The 15,680-nt window shown below is 48.7% G+C and carries 13 protein-coding genes and 2 pseudogenes; 8 read left to right on the forward strand and 7 right to left on the reverse strand.

Annotated features, from left to right (window positions below; translation table 11 throughout):
* Nucleotides 1–189: 189 nt before the first annotated feature.
* On the forward strand, nucleotides 190–1,710 hold the full coding sequence (locus MJO57_RS02195; protein ID WP_252022603.1) for an IS1182 family transposase: 1,521 nt from the start codon (nucleotides 190–192) through the stop codon (nucleotides 1,708–1,710).
* A 149-nt stretch (nucleotides 1,711–1,859) separates the two neighbouring features.
* Nucleotides 1,860–3,371 (forward strand): nitrogen regulation protein NR(I), encoded by a 1,512-nt coding sequence (glnG, locus tag MJO57_RS02200; protein ID WP_252022604.1) that lies wholly within the window; start codon nucleotides 1,860–1,862, stop codon nucleotides 3,369–3,371.
* A 105-nt stretch (nucleotides 3,372–3,476) separates the two neighbouring features.
* Here glnG and MJO57_RS02205 read toward each other — a convergent pair whose 3' ends face one another.
* The 3 genes and pseudogenes from MJO57_RS02205 to MJO57_RS33080 form a co-directional block, all read right to left on the reverse strand.
* Complete coding sequence (locus MJO57_RS02205; RefSeq protein ID WP_252022606.1) at nucleotides 3,477–3,665, reverse strand: hypothetical protein; 189 nt, start codon at nucleotides 3,663–3,665, stop codon at nucleotides 3,477–3,479.
* A gap of 42 nt (nucleotides 3,666–3,707) precedes the next feature.
* A pseudogene (locus MJO57_RS33075) lies at nucleotides 3,708–3,890 on the reverse strand (RING finger domain-containing protein); the annotation flags it as partial.
* A gap of 72 nt (nucleotides 3,891–3,962) precedes the next feature.
* Complete coding sequence (locus MJO57_RS33080; RefSeq protein WP_371924753.1) at nucleotides 3,963–4,331, reverse strand: RING finger protein; 369 nt, start codon at nucleotides 4,329–4,331, stop codon at nucleotides 3,963–3,965.
* 227 nt (nucleotides 4,332–4,558) lie between these two features.
* On the opposite strand from MJO57_RS33080, the gene MJO57_RS02210 reads away from it, so the two are divergent.
* The 3 genes from MJO57_RS02210 (at nucleotide 4,559) to MJO57_RS02220 (ending at nucleotide 8,067) form a co-directional block, all read left to right on the forward strand.
* Nucleotides 4,559–5,056, forward strand: coding sequence for a hypothetical protein (locus tag MJO57_RS02210; RefSeq protein WP_252022608.1), 498 nt, complete (start codon nucleotides 4,559–4,561; stop codon nucleotides 5,054–5,056).
* Between the two features lie 563 nt (nucleotides 5,057–5,619).
* On the forward strand, nucleotides 5,620–6,987 hold the full coding sequence (gene gorA, locus MJO57_RS02215) for a glutathione-disulfide reductase (RefSeq protein WP_252022610.1): 1,368 nt from the start codon (nucleotides 5,620–5,622) through the stop codon (nucleotides 6,985–6,987).
* Between the two features lie 123 nt (nucleotides 6,988–7,110).
* Nucleotides 7,111–8,067 carry an IS1595 family transposase gene (locus MJO57_RS02220; RefSeq protein WP_252017306.1) on the forward strand — a complete coding sequence of 319 codons (957 nt, stop codon included), beginning with the start codon at nucleotides 7,111–7,113 and terminating at the stop codon, nucleotides 8,065–8,067.
* 297 nt (nucleotides 8,068–8,364) lie between these two features.
* On the opposite strand, the gene MJO57_RS02225 is transcribed toward MJO57_RS02220, so the two are convergent.
* The 3 genes from MJO57_RS02225 to MJO57_RS02235 all read right to left on the reverse strand — a co-directional run bounded on the left by MJO57_RS02225 (nucleotide 8,365) and on the right by MJO57_RS02235 (nucleotide 11,247).
* Nucleotides 8,365–9,399 carry a transposase gene (locus tag MJO57_RS02225; protein ID WP_252026884.1) on the reverse strand — a complete coding sequence of 345 codons (1,035 nt, stop codon included), beginning with the start codon at nucleotides 9,397–9,399 and terminating at the stop codon, nucleotides 8,365–8,367.
* Nucleotides 9,400–9,666: 267 nt separating this feature from the next.
* Nucleotides 9,667–10,422: an IS21-like element helper ATPase IstB gene (gene istB / locus MJO57_RS02230; protein WP_252017309.1), complete on the reverse strand. Its 756-nt coding sequence runs from the start codon at nucleotides 10,420–10,422 to the stop codon at nucleotides 9,667–9,669.
* Between the two features lie 12 nt (nucleotides 10,423–10,434).
* Nucleotides 10,435–11,247 carry a hypothetical protein gene (locus MJO57_RS02235; RefSeq protein ID WP_252022256.1) on the reverse strand — a complete coding sequence of 271 codons (813 nt, stop codon included), beginning with the start codon at nucleotides 11,245–11,247 and terminating at the stop codon, nucleotides 10,435–10,437.
* On the opposite strand from MJO57_RS02235, the gene MJO57_RS02240 reads away from it, so the two are divergent.
* The 3 genes from MJO57_RS02240 (at nucleotide 11,246) to MJO57_RS02250 (ending at nucleotide 14,691) form a co-directional block, all read left to right on the forward strand.
* Nucleotides 11,246–12,112, forward strand: coding sequence for a transposase (locus MJO57_RS02240; protein WP_252017442.1), 867 nt, complete (start codon nucleotides 11,246–11,248; stop codon nucleotides 12,110–12,112). The genes MJO57_RS02235 and MJO57_RS02240 overlap by 2 nt on opposite strands.
* A 578-nt stretch (nucleotides 12,113–12,690) precedes the next feature.
* Nucleotides 12,691–13,953, forward strand: a complete 1,263-nt coding sequence (gene ltrA / locus MJO57_RS02245) for a group II intron reverse transcriptase/maturase (RefSeq protein ID WP_252017357.1) — start codon at nucleotides 12,691–12,693, stop codon at nucleotides 13,951–13,953.
* A 27-nt stretch (nucleotides 13,954–13,980) separates the two neighbouring features.
* Complete coding sequence (locus MJO57_RS02250; RefSeq protein WP_256493224.1) at nucleotides 13,981–14,691, forward strand: transposase; 711 nt, start codon at nucleotides 13,981–13,983, stop codon at nucleotides 14,689–14,691.
* Here MJO57_RS02250 and istA read toward each other — a convergent pair.
* Nucleotides 14,687–15,535: pseudogene (gene istA / locus MJO57_RS02255) on the reverse strand (IS21 family transposase); the annotation flags it as partial. The gene MJO57_RS02250 and the pseudogene istA overlap by 5 nt on opposite strands.
* Nucleotides 15,536–15,680: the final 145 nt, after the last annotated feature.

A 15,680-nucleotide genomic window follows, 5' to 3' on the forward strand; every position in this document is an offset into this window, starting at 1 on the left:
AGGATAAAAATTTCGTTTTGTGAGGTGAATAGCGGGGCTATTTGCCGAACAAAACGGAATTTTTAGACCAATTTGCTGCCACCGCAGTAGGGCAGTCTATTCTCGGACAGCCTCCTAGGAGGCTGTCCGAGAATAGCCTGATTAAGTATAATCAGGCATCTTCTGCCCACTTTATTGTTGCCGAAACGGATGTCATCAATCAAATTCAAAGATAACCCTGCTGATTTTGACCAGCACCTGATGTTCCCATCGAACATCTTCGACCTGCTGCCACCAGATCATGATTGCTTCGTTTTTGAAGATATCTTCAAGCATATCGACACCTCTGAAGTGGAAAAGCAGTATCACCATCTTGGCCAGAATGCCTACCACCCACGACTGATTATATCGATCCTGATCTATGCCTATAGCCATGGTGTGTTCAGCTCCAGGGAGATTGAACGGCGCTGCAATCAGGACTTGGCTTTCATGTATATCGCCAAACAGCACTGCCCAAATTTCCGGGTGCTCAGTGACTTTCGTAAAAACCAGGCCACCTTTTTTAAAAGCAGTTTCAAACAGAGCGTGCTGCTCGCCCGGGAACTACAGATGGCCTCGCTGGGCCACATCGCTCTTGATGGTTCCAAATTCAAAGCCGACTCATCAAAGCATAAGGCCATGAGCTACGCACGACTTAAGGCCAAAGAAGCTGAATTAATGGCTGAAGTTGAGGCCCTGATTAAAAAAGCCGAAACCAGTGACAGTGAAGAGGACGATGCTTATCAGCAGGAGACTGGCTACAGCATTCCTGAAGACTTGCAATTCAAGCAGGAACGGTTAGAGAAAATCCAGGAGGCCAAAAAAGCGCTTGAAGAACGGGAACAGGCCCTGAATCCCGATAAGCCGATAGACGACAAAAAGCAAATCAGCTTTGCTGATCATGATGCCAGGATCATGGGTAAAAAAGGCAGTGGCTATCAGTACAGTTATAACGCCCAGATCAGCGTCGACAGCGATAATGGTATCATTGTTGGCCAGCACATCAGCCAGCATGCCAATGACAAGCAGGAAGTAAAGCCTGCACTTGAAGCCATTGCAGAAGCAACAGATAACGCGTCCATTGGCAAAATGAGTGAGGATAATGGCTATTACTCAGGGCCCAACCTGCAAGCGTTTGATGATGCGAACATTGACGCTTACATGGCTACGGATCGACAGGAGAAGCCTGCAACAGAGGGACTGGAAGACTCTGACAGAAAGTTTGTCAAAGCGGATTTTATTTACCATGAAGCAGACGACAGCTTTACCTGCCCTGCCGGTGAGAAGCTGATTTATAACACGGCTAGCAAAGCAAAACACAAAAGCTACCGCGTCAGTAAAGATATCTGCCGGGATTGCCCGTTACGTAAAAGGTGCAGTGGTGACGACAACAAAGACCCGGGGAAAGTGATTCGCACAGACCGCCACGAAGCCATACGCCAGGCGATGAACCGCAAAATGGAAACCAAAGAGGCCAAAGCGGTTTATGAGCGTCGCAAGGTGATTGCGGAACCGCCTTTTGGCCAAATCAAGAACTCAGGATTCAGAGGGTTCAGTGTCCGGGGTAAGGAAAAAGTGGCTGGAGAATTTTCACTGGTCTGCAGTGCTTATAATTTCAAAAAAATTGTCAAATCGGTTTCAACGGGATCAATCCGTCTTGAAGAAGCAAAAAGGCTTAAAATGGCAGCATAAAGGCAAGCAAAAGGGTAAAAAACGCAATTTTTACCCCAAAACAGGCTAAATTTAGGTCAATATTTGATCAGCCAAGAAAATGCTGAAGCTTTCGTTTTTTCAATAGCTAGTTCTCGGACAGCCTCCTAGATATATCACAGGAGTGAAGTATGAGTTTGAATGGCTTGAAGGACGGGAAAGTCTGGATCGTGGATGATGATCAGGCGATACGCTGGGTTCTGGAGCGTGCCCTCAATTCAGCAGGCATTGAAACAGAGTCTTTTGATGCGCCGGAAAAAGTATTGGCTGCGCTGGAACATAATGAGCCGGCAGTGTTGATCAGTGATGTCCGCATGCCGGGCATGAGCGGTCTGGAGCTGTTGAAGGCGGTTCATGAGCGGCAACCCGATATCCCCGTTATTATCATGACGGCCCATTCTGACCTGGATAGTGCAGTATCATCATACCAGAGCGGTGCTTTTGAATACTTGCCAAAGCCTTTTGATATTGATGAGGCAGTGGCGTTGGTTAAGCGTGGTCAGGAGCATCGTCAGCAGCAACTGGCTGAAACGCCGACGCAGGAGACCTCCCTACCAGGAGATGAGTCAACGGAAATTATCGGTGAAGCCCCCGCCATGCAGGAAGTGTTCCGTGCCATTGGCCGTTTGTCTCATTCCAACATCACCGTATTGATTAATGGTGAATCCGGAACGGGCAAAGAGCTGGTCGCCAGAGCGCTGCATCGCCATAGCCCGCGAGCGGACCGATCCTTTATTGCGTTGAATATGGCTGCGATTCCCCGGGACCTGATTGAATCTGAACTCTTTGGTCATGAAAAAGGGGCATTTACCGGTGCTGGTGGCATGCGCCGTGGACGCTTTGAACAGGCCGGTGGTGGCACCCTGTTTCTGGATGAAATTGGCGATATGCCCGCCGATACCCAGACCCGTTTACTGCGCGTGCTGGCTGATGGTGAGTTTTACCGCGTGGGCGGATACACGCCTGTTAAAGCGGATGTGCGTATTATTGCCGCGACTCATCAGCACCTTGAAAAACTGGTGGCAGAAGGCAAGTTCCGGGAAGACCTTTTTCACCGACTGAATGTTATCCGGGTACATCTGCCAAGGCTTAAGGATCGACGTGAAGATATTCCAGGACTGGCGCGTTTCTTTCTGGATAAGGCTGGCAAAGAGCTTGAAGTAGAGCCAAAAGTCCTTCATCCGGAAACCGCCAGTTACATTAGCACACTGGCCTGGCCAGGTAATGTCCGACAGCTGGAAAACACCTGCCGCTGGTTAACGGTGATGGCCTCTGGTCGGGAAGTGCTTGTTTCTGATTTGCCGCCCGAGTTGATAGATAAAGGGGACAGTATCTCCGGGTCGGTAACCAATGATGGTAGCTGGCAGCAACTGTTCCGCCAATGGTGTGATCATGAGCTGGCAGCGGGTCATGTCGGTATTCTGGATCAGGCGGTGCCAGACTTTGAAAGCATTGCTATAGAATCCGCACTGGTCCATACCGGCGGCCGTAAAAAAGATGCTGCAGAGTTGCTGGGATGGGGGCGAAATACGCTCACCCGAAAGATCAAGGAGCTGAATCCGGAGCCACCAACCTCCGTGGAAGGGGCTTCAGCGTCAGTGGAAAGACCCTCAGCGCCAATAAAAGAAGAGCTGATTGATTAAGCACACAATAAAAGAGCTACAGGCATATGATCTCATAAAGCCATTTACGGGCTTAACCATTCGCTTTAAAGCCTAATTTAGTCGTTTAAGTGGTTCAAATTCGAATCAGCGCCGTATATTGAAAGACTCATTCATCCTCTGGAGGATAACATCTAGGGTGGAATAACCATTATCATTGCGTGTGATGGCGCGTGCGATGGCCCGGACGAGGTCAAGTGAGGAGTCCTCCATCTGTTCGGGATTACCGATGATGACAAGCACTGGCAGTTCAGGATTGTCGATGATGGCAGGCACTGGTTGTGCTGCCCTTTCCCTGAGACTGGTTCTGCATAAAGGACAGGTTGTATGACGCGATAGCCAAGTCGTCAGGCAGGTTGTGTGAAACATATGGTTGCATGGTTCGGTAACCCTGACTTCACTTCCGGCAAAAGCCATGTGACAAATCGAGCAATCATCAGTCGGAAGTTGATAAGGTGATGACTGATTATTTGGGCTGTTGGGTGGCGTTATGGCCTGCATATCTCTTGTCTCGAATTTCTGTATATCAATTTAGTTCCCTACAAAATCAGGGATTGTTCTTTATTCATCCAATTATGGATTCCAATATGGGGCGGGAAGGCTAAGAAACCTGTTCACAGCGTTGTCATTGGGGCCTCCCCTCTGGTGACACATTTCTGAGATGCGTCTTATTAATTCTCGGTCCAATGGCTTATCTTCCAACGGTTCGGGATGATCGGGCATGGCAGACGCTGGTTGAACCTCCCTTTTGCATAAAGGACAGGTAGTATTACTCGATAGCCAACCCCTCAGACAGATTACGTGAAACTTATGGTTACATGCTCCGGTAACCCTCACTTCGCATCCGGCAAAAGCAGAGTGACAGATAGAGCAATTGTCGGCCGGGAGTTGATTAAGTGATTGCTGATTATTAGGGTTGTTGGCTGAAGTTATTCCCTGCATATCTATTGCCCCGATCTCTGATTGTAAAGTCTATTCGACTTCTGTCTATCTATTTAGTTCCCGTTCCCGGTGCTTATTTTTGTCGACGTCAGCAGGCTGGCTTGAGCTAAAGATTTGTTAAAAAGCATACTCCCGATATAAGGAAACCTGACAAGACGTAAGGTCAGAGATTCCTATTCCACACTACCTATACTGAAAACAGAATGTAGCAGTAAGGCAGTAACATCATGAAACGGAATCCATCTCTACGCCAGGGAATTGGCGTACTTTTCTTAACCGGCATGTTTGCCGTCAGTTGGTTGACTAACGTTGAGGCAGCCTCTCAGGGAAAACCGGGTAACACCTCCACCGGCTCATTTTCTATCACGCTCATCGTTTACCCGTCGTTGAAATCTCAGGTTGCCATTGTGGATGAGAGTGCAATGGATGAAGACGGCAATCCGGCCATTATCCCAACCAGCACGCTGCGTTTTGATCGCCCGGTCTCTCTATGTGTCTCAGGGCGTGGCGGCCTGTCCCAATTCAGCCTGGCCTCCAGCGGAGCCAACGGTGTGGATTTAGCCATCTCCGAACCCATGGGAGAAACCCGGATTACTGAACAACCCTCGGCATTATTTGGCGTTGAACAAGATTGCCGCAATAGCGCCCGAAAATTGATTGCCAAGCCGAAAATCGGCTTTCAGGGGTCAAAACAGCCGGCGACGTTATTAATTCATGCCGAGTAAAAGTAAGAAGAGATAAGAATTAATGAAAGCTCAGCGTTGTCAGTCTGTGCAAATTGGTGAAGGCAATCATCTGCAAAGCAAAGGAACTCTTGGCTACACTTGTTCATGACTTGCTCGGAAGGAAAATATTCAGGCTTGTGACTTTTTATAGTTGCTTCTTTCCGAGTGAGCCTTGAATTATTAGGGTTGAGGCCTTAAGTCATCGCCATTGGTTTGTGGACTTCTTTACTGAGAAAATGGCCAAGCCTTTTAAGTGGACTGATAAGGATCGACCATCACAGGTATGAAGTTGTACGGGTATTAGAGCTTGCTGCACTAGTACTTTATGGATAGATGCCTGGTATTGTTTCTCAGTTACTGCATTTACCCCCTGGATGCAATTTTCGGAATATACGTAACAAATATGGGTTGGCCATTTCAAATGATAAAGAGGGTTGCTCATGTTGCGTGATAGGTATCAAATGCACATTGATACTTTAGATCAGGCAGTTTGACCTTATAGAGTAATCAGAGATTTTCCCCGGGCAGGCTTCTGTCGGCTTTGCAATGATCAGGACAATAAAATGATGATATCAAACCACTTTGATTATCTGGTTATCGGTGGTGGAAGCGGTGGTATCGCTTCAGCAAATCGTGCGGCTATGTACGGTAAGAAAGTGGCGCTGGTAGAGGCAAAGTATCTGGGAGGTACCTGCGTCAATGTAGGGTGTGTTCCCAAGAAAGCCATGTGGTTCGCCGGACAAATTGCTGATGCTTGCCGTTATGGGCCTGACTACGGATTTGATATCAGTACTGACGAGCAGTTGAAATCATTTAACTGGAGTAAGCTCGTTGAAAGTCGCGAGGCTTACATCAGTCGCATACATGCTTCTTATGAACGGGTCCTGGGTAATAATGAAATTACCGTACTAAACGGCTATGGACGATTTGTTGATGCCAAAACGGTAGAGGTGAATGGAGAGCACTACACAGCAGACCATATCACCATTGCAACCGGTGGTGAGCCCCTGATTCCAGAGGTTCCCGGAGCAGAATACGGTATCGATTCCGATGGGTTCTTTGAGTTGACTGAGCGCCCCGGCCGGGTGGCTGTAATGGGGGCAGGTTACATTGCCGTTGAACTGGCCGGTGTGTTACACGCCCTGGGCAGTGAAACGCATCTGCTGGTTCGTAAACACAAACCATTGCGTAATTTTGAAGAGATGTTGTCAGATACGCTGGTGGAAGTGATGGCGTCCGAAGGCCCTCAGCTGCATACCCACTCAGTACCAAAAGAAGTTGTTAAAGAGGACGATGGAAGTCTGACTGTTCATTTGGAAAACGGTAACTCATTGAACGTTGATACGGTGATCTGGGCTATAGGCCGTAAGCCGCATACCTCTGGTATTAACCTTGGTGCAGCAGGTGTTACGATGGACGACCGAGGTTACATTTCTGTTGATAAATATCAGAACACCAATGTTGATGGAATTTATGCCGTGGGTGACAACATCGGCAAAATTGAATTGACTCCGGTTGCCGTTGCAGCAGGCCGTCGCCTGTCAGAGCGCCTGTTCAATAATAAGCCGGATGAGCATTTGAACTACGACAATGTGGCCACCGTCGTCTTCAGCCATCCTCCTATCGGTACCGTGGGTTTAAGTGAGCAGGCTGCTCGTGATGAGTACGGTGAGGAGAATGTCAAAGTGTACACCAGCCAGTTTACGGCGATGTACAGCGCATTGACCAGTCATCGCCAGCCATCGCGGATGAAGCTGGTCACTGTGGGTGCGGAAGAGAAAATCGTCGGAATCCATGCGATTGGACATGGTGCCGATGAAATGCTCCAGGGGTTTGCCGTGGCTTTAAAGATGGGGGCTACCAAAGCTGACTTTGATAATACCGTTGCCATCCACCCAACCTCTGCTGAAGAGTTTGTTACTATGCGATGAGTGTTATTCGAGGAGGATAATTGTTTTGACAACTCATAAATGTTCCTGATTACCACCGACCCTACGTCGTGAGCCAGCTGCTATAATAAACGTCGATAGTCATGTGTTTTGGAGGTAAAACTGATGTGTAAAAACACCATTCAGTTCCAAAAAGGCCTTGGCATTATGCAATTTCTGGCTAATTACGGCAGTGAAGAGCAGTGTGAGAACGCGCTGTCCTCTTGGCGCTGGCCAGATGGCTTCCAATGCCCGAAGTGTGGCTCCCGCAGTTTCTGCAAGCTTCACCGGAAAGCTGAATTCCAGTGCAATTGCTGCCGTTGCCAAACCTCGCTTACCAGTAACACTATCTTTGACTCAACAAAGCTGCCTCTAGCTACCTGGTTTCTGGGTATCTATCTCGTCACCCAGAATAAAGCGGGGATTTCTTGCCTGACGCTTCATCGACAACTTGGCATTTCCTACAATGCCGCATTGCGCATGAAACACAAACTCATGCAGGTCATGATGGAAAGAGATAACAGCTGGCAGTTGAGTGGTTTTGTTCAGATTGATGACGCCTATTGGGGCGGAGAGCGCCACGGAGGCCGCCGGGGCAGAGGCTCAGAGAACAAAGCCCCCTTCGTGGCCGCAGTTCAGACAGATGCTGATAACCACCCTATCTACATGAAGTTCAATGCCGTTGATAACTTCCGGCGAAAAACCATTCAGGAGTGGGCAGAACATGCCCTGAAAAAGGGTGTCCGGGCCGTCAGCGATGGCTTGTCCTGTTTCCGGGGTATTGAAGATGCCGGATGCCAGCACACAGCCATCATTACCGGTGGTGGGCATGCATCCATGGAGAATGAGTTGTTCACCTGGGTAAATACCATGCTGGGAAACGTGAAAACAGCGATTACCGGTACTTACCATAAGCTCGACCCCAAGCATCTGGGCCGTTATCTATCAGAGTTCAACTATCGGTTTAACCGGCGTTTTGATATGCCTTCAATGATCTCAAGGCTAGGTCGGGCTGCAGTCAATACAGCACCGATGCCGGATCGACTTCTCAAACTGCCAGACGTCCAGTGGAAACCGGGTTAGCCATCAACCGATAATTGAAAGTCAGTTGACGTATTAATATCATTATTTCGAATGATGATGTGGGTCTTTGCTTGTTCGGAGCGGTTATGAAACCGAATTTAGTTGATAATCTGGAGAACAAGCCGTCATGATGCCTGCTCCACCGGTAATACTGGAGAGGTTCTATTATTTCTTTACCGGGTTATAGACATAAAGAATGAAAAGCTGCACGTATATTCTTAAATTATCTTTCCCTGTGTCATGACGTACGATCAGTGGTAATCAGGTAAATGTTTTGGCAACTCATAATTATAGGACTTACGCATTGATGACACCGATAAATTTTGGTAGGAGGTGATCCTTCCCCTTTGCAAAACTCTCAATGAAAGCGCCTATTGTCTCTTTAAACAGCCCCCGTTGGTGCTGATAAATATTCGTAAACTCCTGCTCTATCTGCATTTTCTGGAGATAAACAAAAGCTAAAATTGCAGCAAATATATGGTTTCTGACGGGTCGTTCGCTGCGAACCTGAAAGTGCTCAATATGGCAAACCTGCTTGATCGCCCTGTGAAACTGTTCGATCTGCCAGTGCTGGTCATGGATCTGCTTGAAGTCATTGCGTTCAAAAGGGACTTCCTCTGGCAAGTAAACCACGTAGTGGCGACGCTGGTCTTTTAGCATCGTCCTGAACAACCGGATCTTACCGAAGTCTTTGAGCCATACATCCAGACCATTGTCGGGGATGTCGAGGTGTTGAACCTGCTGCCATTTACCTTTTTCCAGTGATACTGTCCTGTTTTTCTCAACGGCAAACATAAACCCAGTCTGATGGTTTTTAATCGTCTTCAGGTTAGTCGTGCAGCTGTACCAGGAGTCACCGGTAACGAACGCTGGCTTCAGCCCCCATACCAGCACTTCAATCAACATTTCACGGAAGTAGTCGTTTTTTGTCTTGTCTTCCGATTTGTCGTATATCCTGTAATTCACCGGCATATGGCGCCCGGATACGTCGGTGTAATAAAGGGTGATGAGGTTAACTCCCTTAACCACTCGGTGATGTTTACCCGACCAAAAGTGGCCAACCAGTGCCACGGAGTAGCTATAAGGTTTGTCGAGCACGCTGTCATCAACGCTCAGGGTGCCGCCAATAGGGTTTAAACTTTTGACTGCTTCATCGTACATATCTTTGGGCTGATAGTTTTCACGCTTAAGAAAGCGGTTTGCGCTATCGTGAGAAAAGTCGGTAACCTCGGCCAGTCTTGTGCATGTTGATGATTTTGGCTCACTAATCAAAAAGCCAATGTATTTTGCAAGAGTGCATCGTGCAGTGGTCGGTCGAGTGGTAGTTCTCACTTTCATCCCTGAAGACATCTGTTTTTTGGCATTATCAAATTTTAGAGCCTGTTGTCAATGCGTAAGTCCTAAATTATTCTGGCAACTTCCTGAAACTCAACCATACTCTGACCCACAACACGATGCGGAGAGGAGTATGGTTTTTTTATGTCTTTGAGACCACGCTGGAGTTATGACGATTGGCTAGTGCGTATTCTGGTTAACTTGAACACCTATTCTGTTTCATTTGAACACCCTGAACTCCTTACACATTGCCCAGTGTGATTTTTAGACCAGGTGTTCAACTGCGTCCAATTTTCCAAGCTTTTTGCGCATGGATTCGCCTTTGAGTTCAATCCGGTGGGCATTGTGCATAAGCCGGTCAAGAATGGCGTCGGCCAGAGTTTCATCACCAATGCTGGCATGCCACTTCCGGGTGGGCAATTGACTGGTAACCAACGTGGAACCTTGCTCGTGCCTGTCATCCATGACTTCCAGCAGATCGTTCCTTTGTTGCTGCGTCAGTGGTTCCAGGCCCCAGTCGTCCAGAATCAGCAAGTCTACTTTTGCCAGTTGTTTCAACTGCCTGCTGTAGCTGCCATCACCGTGGGCAAGGATCAGTTCATCCAGTAGCCTGGACATCCGATAGTACCGGACACTGTAGCCTTTCAGACAAGCCATGTGCCCAAGGGCGCAGGCCAGGTAGCTCTTACCGGAACCACAAGGTCCGGTGATCAACAGGTTCCTGTACCGGTCAAGCCAGCCTCCTCCAGACAGGCTGGCCATCTGGTTCTGTTTGAGACCTCTGGGGTGTTCATAGTCAATGTCGTGTATCCGGGCAGCCAGTTTAAACCGGGCGCTTCTGAGCAGCCGAGCCAGACGTTTATTGTTTCGCTCTGTTTCTTCCTGCTCAGTAAGCAACGACAGTCGTTCTTCAAAGCTAAGGCTACTGTAGGTGCCCGGCTGGTCCAGCTGTTGATTGAGGGCATCTGCCATTCCGGTCAGTCGCAGTGACCTAAGGCGAGCCAGTGTTTCATTGATCATGTTCGCCTCCGGTTATTGATAGCAAATAGCGCCACGAATATTTTCGTGATCATCATGCAAGGGACCTGTCGTTTGTTTTAACTGTGGCTCCAATGGCATCAGGTCTTTGCCTGACTGGAGGATTGATCGGACATTTTTTAACCGATAACCCCCGATGTTCCTGGCATGGGCGCAGGCGTTGTTGAGTCGTTCAGTTCCATATTCCCGCTGCAGGTTTAGCAGCCCCAATGAAGCTCGATAGGCTTGTTCAGGATGCTCCTTGCTATCCAGCAGTGATTGAATAAAACAATAGACTTCCTGACCAATGTCGTTAGCCCAGTTAAGTAAACGCTCAGGCGTCCAATCCTGATGGTGACGATGTCGTTCCGGCATATGAACTGCTAACGTCGTAAATCCACGTGTGTGCTTGCGAGCGTGGCTGGCCACCACTTTACCGTTAGCGTAGATCGTGACGCAGTGCTCAGTCGCCTGTACTTCTACTTCCTGCCTGGCAAGCTGATGGGGAACCGAGTAGGCGTGCCCCTTGCAGATAATATGATAATCCACATTCACCCGGGCCTTGATAAACTCAGCGAACACAAAAGATTGCTTCGGCAGTGGCTTGAGGGCTGGTTCATCCAGTTGTTCAAACGCACTACGTCGCGTTCCTGGCAACTGCTTAAAGGGCTTCAGGTTCAGTTCGATTAACAGCTCACGTATCCGCAGGTTCAGCTCTGCCAGGGTAAAGAACATTTGTAACTGTTCAGCACCCCCACATAAATCTGGAATTTTCTGATTTTTATACCATCCTCTTAAGCACCATTTTTCCACAATATTCGCCAGCATGATTCCAGAACTACCCGCAACTATGTCGGCTGAGATTCTCTTGAAAGAGAATGCAGAGCTGCGGATGAGAGTTGCCTGTCTGGAAGAGCGATGTCGAGAATTGGAAGAAAAGGTTGGCAAGAACAGTCAAAACAGCAGCAAGCCGCCATCGTCTGATGGTTATCAAAAACCTTGTAAAAACAGTAATTCTCCAGATCATTCTGACGACCTTTCCGCAGATAAAGGTACCGATCCATCGGATGAAAAACCCAATCCTAAAAGTCTGAGACAGTCTTCTGGTAATAAAGCCGGTGGAAAGAAAGGGCATCAGGGCACTTGTCTTAAACAGGTCGATATCCCTGACTATATTGAGTACCTTCCGGTTAAAGAATGCAATAAATGTCAGGCGTCTCTTCTTGATAGTGAGCCGGTCAAATATATTGAACGACAGGTGTTTGAACCAGGGAGACCGGGTGAATTTGAAGTAACGGCCCATAGAGCTGAAGTAAAAATCTGCACTTGTGGTTGTCGGAATCAGGCTGAATTCCCGGAAGGTGTTACCGCTGCCGCACAATATGGCTCAGCCACACAGGCTATGGCCGTCTATCTTAACCAATACCATTTCCTGCCTTTTAAGCGCGTGTCAGAGTATTTTAATACTCTCTATAAAATGAGTGTAAGTGCAGGCACTGTCGCCAATTTTGTGGCCAGAACCTATGAAAATCTGGCTTCTACTGAAGAGGTTATTCGTGACGCCTTGCGGGAATCGTCTGTTGCCGGAGCCGATGAAACGGGTATGCGGGCCGAGGGCTCTTTGCACTGGCTACACGTTATGCGGGATGAACAATGGACGCTCTACTACTTGGTACGCCCGGCATGGGCATGAACTGATGGGGTGAAAGTCCCCTGTGGGAGAACCTACATCTGACTGGCGGTAAAGACGCCTGCTGATGACAACCACTAGCTTAAGGCAAGTGCAGTCCCGCGAGGGGCTGTGCGGAGGCAGTCTGAGTGCAAAGGTGCGAGCCGACGTACAGAAATCGCATATAAGGCTGAGTCTCTGGGCGAGTGAGCCAAGGATCACAAAGCCCTATGGTTCGTGAGACACGGTAAATGCGGCGGTTGTGCACTGAAAGTTCATGTCCTTATCCGGGGAGATCTGTTCAACATGCGATTGGTAATTCCCAGTTCTCAGCCACTGGTTACAACAGGCTCGGCGAACAGGTCTCATCATCCTGTTCGAGCAAACCCGATGGCAACCAATAGCGCCAGCAGAGGTAACTCCGCGTGGTGATTGGACAGAAGTCAGCAGAGGCCATAGTAGCTGTACGACAGAAGCCATTAACGGATGGGAAGTCGTTAGCGAAGGGCCGAACATCGACGACAAAGAGGAGACTGATTCCCTCAAGGCGATGCAGCCGTCCGGCGACTCACCGTACTTGGCGACAGAATCTTTAACCAGCTTTGAACCATGATCTACTAAATTGCGTACTTGAACCGGCTAATCTGGCAAGTGCATGGAAACAGGTCAAAAGCAACAAGGGTGCTCCGGGTATTGATGGAGTCACTATTGAAGCTTATCCAGACTTTGCCAAACAGCATTGGCCTTCAGTGCGTCAAGCCTTATTGGACGGAACCTACCAGCCATCACCCGTGCGCCGACATGTTATAGAAAAGCCGGACGGCGGTGAGCGTTTGCTGGGAATCCCTACCGTGATGGATAGGGTCATACAGCAGGCCATTGTGCAGGTGCTGACCCCTGTCTTTGATCCGGGTTTCTCTCCAAACAGCTTCGGCTACCGACCGGGACGGTCAGCACACGACGGAGTCCGTCAGGTTAAGCAGTTGATCAACCGGGGGCTTCATTACGCTGTTGACGTTGATCTGAGTAAATTCTTTGATACGGTTAATCACGACGTTTTGATGTCGAGGGTCTCCCGTAAGGTCCGCGACAAACGCCTTCTGAAACTGATTGGTAGCTACCTGCGCTCCGGTGTCATGATTGAGGGCAATGTCTACCCGACCAGGGTTGGCATGCCACAGGGTGGGCCTTTATCACCCTTGCTGTCTAATGTGGTCCTCGACGAACTCGACAAGGAGCTTGAATATCGGGGTCATTGCTTTGCAAGATACTGTGATGATTTTGTGATTCTCGTCAAAAGTCAGCGTGCAGGGGATCGGGTGATGCACAGCATTACCCAATTCATTGAACGCAAATTGAAACTGAAGATTAACTCCCGGAAAAGTAAAGTTGTGAAAGCAACAGAAAGCGAATTCCTGAGTTTCACCTTCACAGGGAAGAAAGTTCGCTGGGCCCAGAAGTGTCTGGACCGATTCAAATACCGGATACTCAAGTTGACCAGTCGTCGCTGGGGTGTCTCAATGCAACATCGGTTACGCAAATTGGCACAATATATCCGGGGTTGGATGGGGTATTTCCGGTTATCGGAATATCACCGACCAATTCCCCTGCTGGATCAATGGATACGTCGGCGAATCCGTTGCTGCTTTCTGAAGCAATGGCGCAAGCCGAAAACCCGTTTTAAGAATCTGGTCAGGTTAGGCGTTGATAAAATTAACGCCGCCAAGATCGCAGCCAGCAGCAAAGGGTATTACCGTCTGAGTAAAACCTATGCGGTACAACAGGCACTGAATAACAGTTACCTCGCGAAAATTGGGCTTGTTTCATTGAAAGACTTATGGATCAGGTTTCACCATCATCGTTGAACCGCCCGGTGCGGACCCGCATGCCGGGTGCTGTGGGGAGGGCTGGAGAAAGACCGGCCCTTACCCGATTCTGAAAAGCGAGGTCGTGAGGCCATGGACACGATGGGCATACTGCTAACATTTGCAGGCGTTCTGGTTCATGATCATTGGAAATCCTATTTTGCATATGCGGCAACTCACGTACTTTGCAATGCCCATCACCTGAGGGAGCTTTTGGGTGTTGTTGATAGGGACAGCAATCAACTGGCGTTGCGATTGATGAAGCTACTGAGGCTTTCCTGGCATTACTGCAAGGGCTTTAAGACCATAGGTATGCTACAGATGCCAAGTGTTGTCTGTGAACGAATCGAGAAGATTTATGACCGGTTGCTTCAGCGGGCTCTAATGAAAGAAGTCGTCTATATGGAGAAGCAACGAGAGGAGCTTAAGCGCAAGAAAGTCAAGAATACTAAAGCTTACAATCTCTTCAAACGACTCACTGAGTTCAAGGCTGAGACACTGCGCTTCATGTCAGATTTTACCATTCCCTTCGATAACAATGGCAGTGAGCGGGATGTTCGAATGGTCAAGTTAAAGCAGAAAATCTCAGGCTGCTTCAGGAGTGCAGACGGTGGTTCTATGTTTGCACGGATTCGCAGCTATTTGTCGTCTGCCAGAAAACAGGGAATGGACATATATCAATCACTTCATAGAGCTGTTCGGAATTACTGTAATATGCCTTTGCTCAGTGCTGAATAGTTACGAACATTTCATGACGAAGCCTGGCCAGTATCCACCGCTCCACTACCTGTACACCGACTTCTGCTTTGGCCTTGTCTTTGGGTTTGTAGGGGCGTGCCGGAATGACTGCCACCTGGTAGTGACAAGCCAGGTGCTGGTATGATGGGTTGAGATCCGGCTCGTACCGACAGGCTTTGATAACTGCGCACTTTGGGTTGTCTGGCACAACAATTTCTGGCACCCCACCAAAGAACTCAAAGGCCCGTTCATGAGACCCCAGCCAGTCCTCTGTTTTTTGTGACAGAGTCGCTTCAGCGTAGGTATAGTTGGACGCTCCCAGCACTGCCACAAATATCTGGGCATTGTGGGCAATTTCGCCGGTGTCCGGGTTGATGATTGGCATGGTTGGCCCGGCATAATCAACAAATAACTTTTCACCTGCATTGTGCAGCTGTCGCATAGATCGCTTTTGACAACCACGCCACTGATTGTAACGGTGACAGTACTGGGCATAGCTGTAGGCATTGAGGGGGTGGGCCTGACAGTATTCTTCCCAGAGTCGTTGTTTGGTCACTTCCTTGCGCTTCAGTTCCTGATGCACCTCAGCCCAGTCAGGATCAATCAACCCTTTTCGATTGGCTATCGAGGCATCGGGAAACAGCGCCTGAATAAGCTCAGGCTCAGATATATCCTCTGCCAGGGGCCAGCTTAATTCCGATTCCTGAAAGGCCTTAACGTAGTTGGATACCGTCCCCACACTGACCCGTACACTGCGGGAAATTTGTCGGAAGCTGAGTTGGCTGCCAAACCGCATCCGGAGTATTTCTAGTAGCTTACGCATGGTAATCCTGTTTTCTGTCATGGCCGGTTCCCTCTCTTGGTACAGATAAGAACGGCCAAAGTTATGGAAAATCAATGCATAAGAAGATATTTGTTAGCTGTATTAGACCGGTTTATGGTCTGTTGAACAGCGTTTCTGGAAGCTTGAACGGTGATTCTGGAAATCA

The organism is Endozoicomonas sp. SCSIO W0465 (assembly GCF_023716865.1).
Classification (GTDB): domain Bacteria; phylum Pseudomonadota; class Gammaproteobacteria; order Pseudomonadales; family Endozoicomonadaceae; genus Endozoicomonas.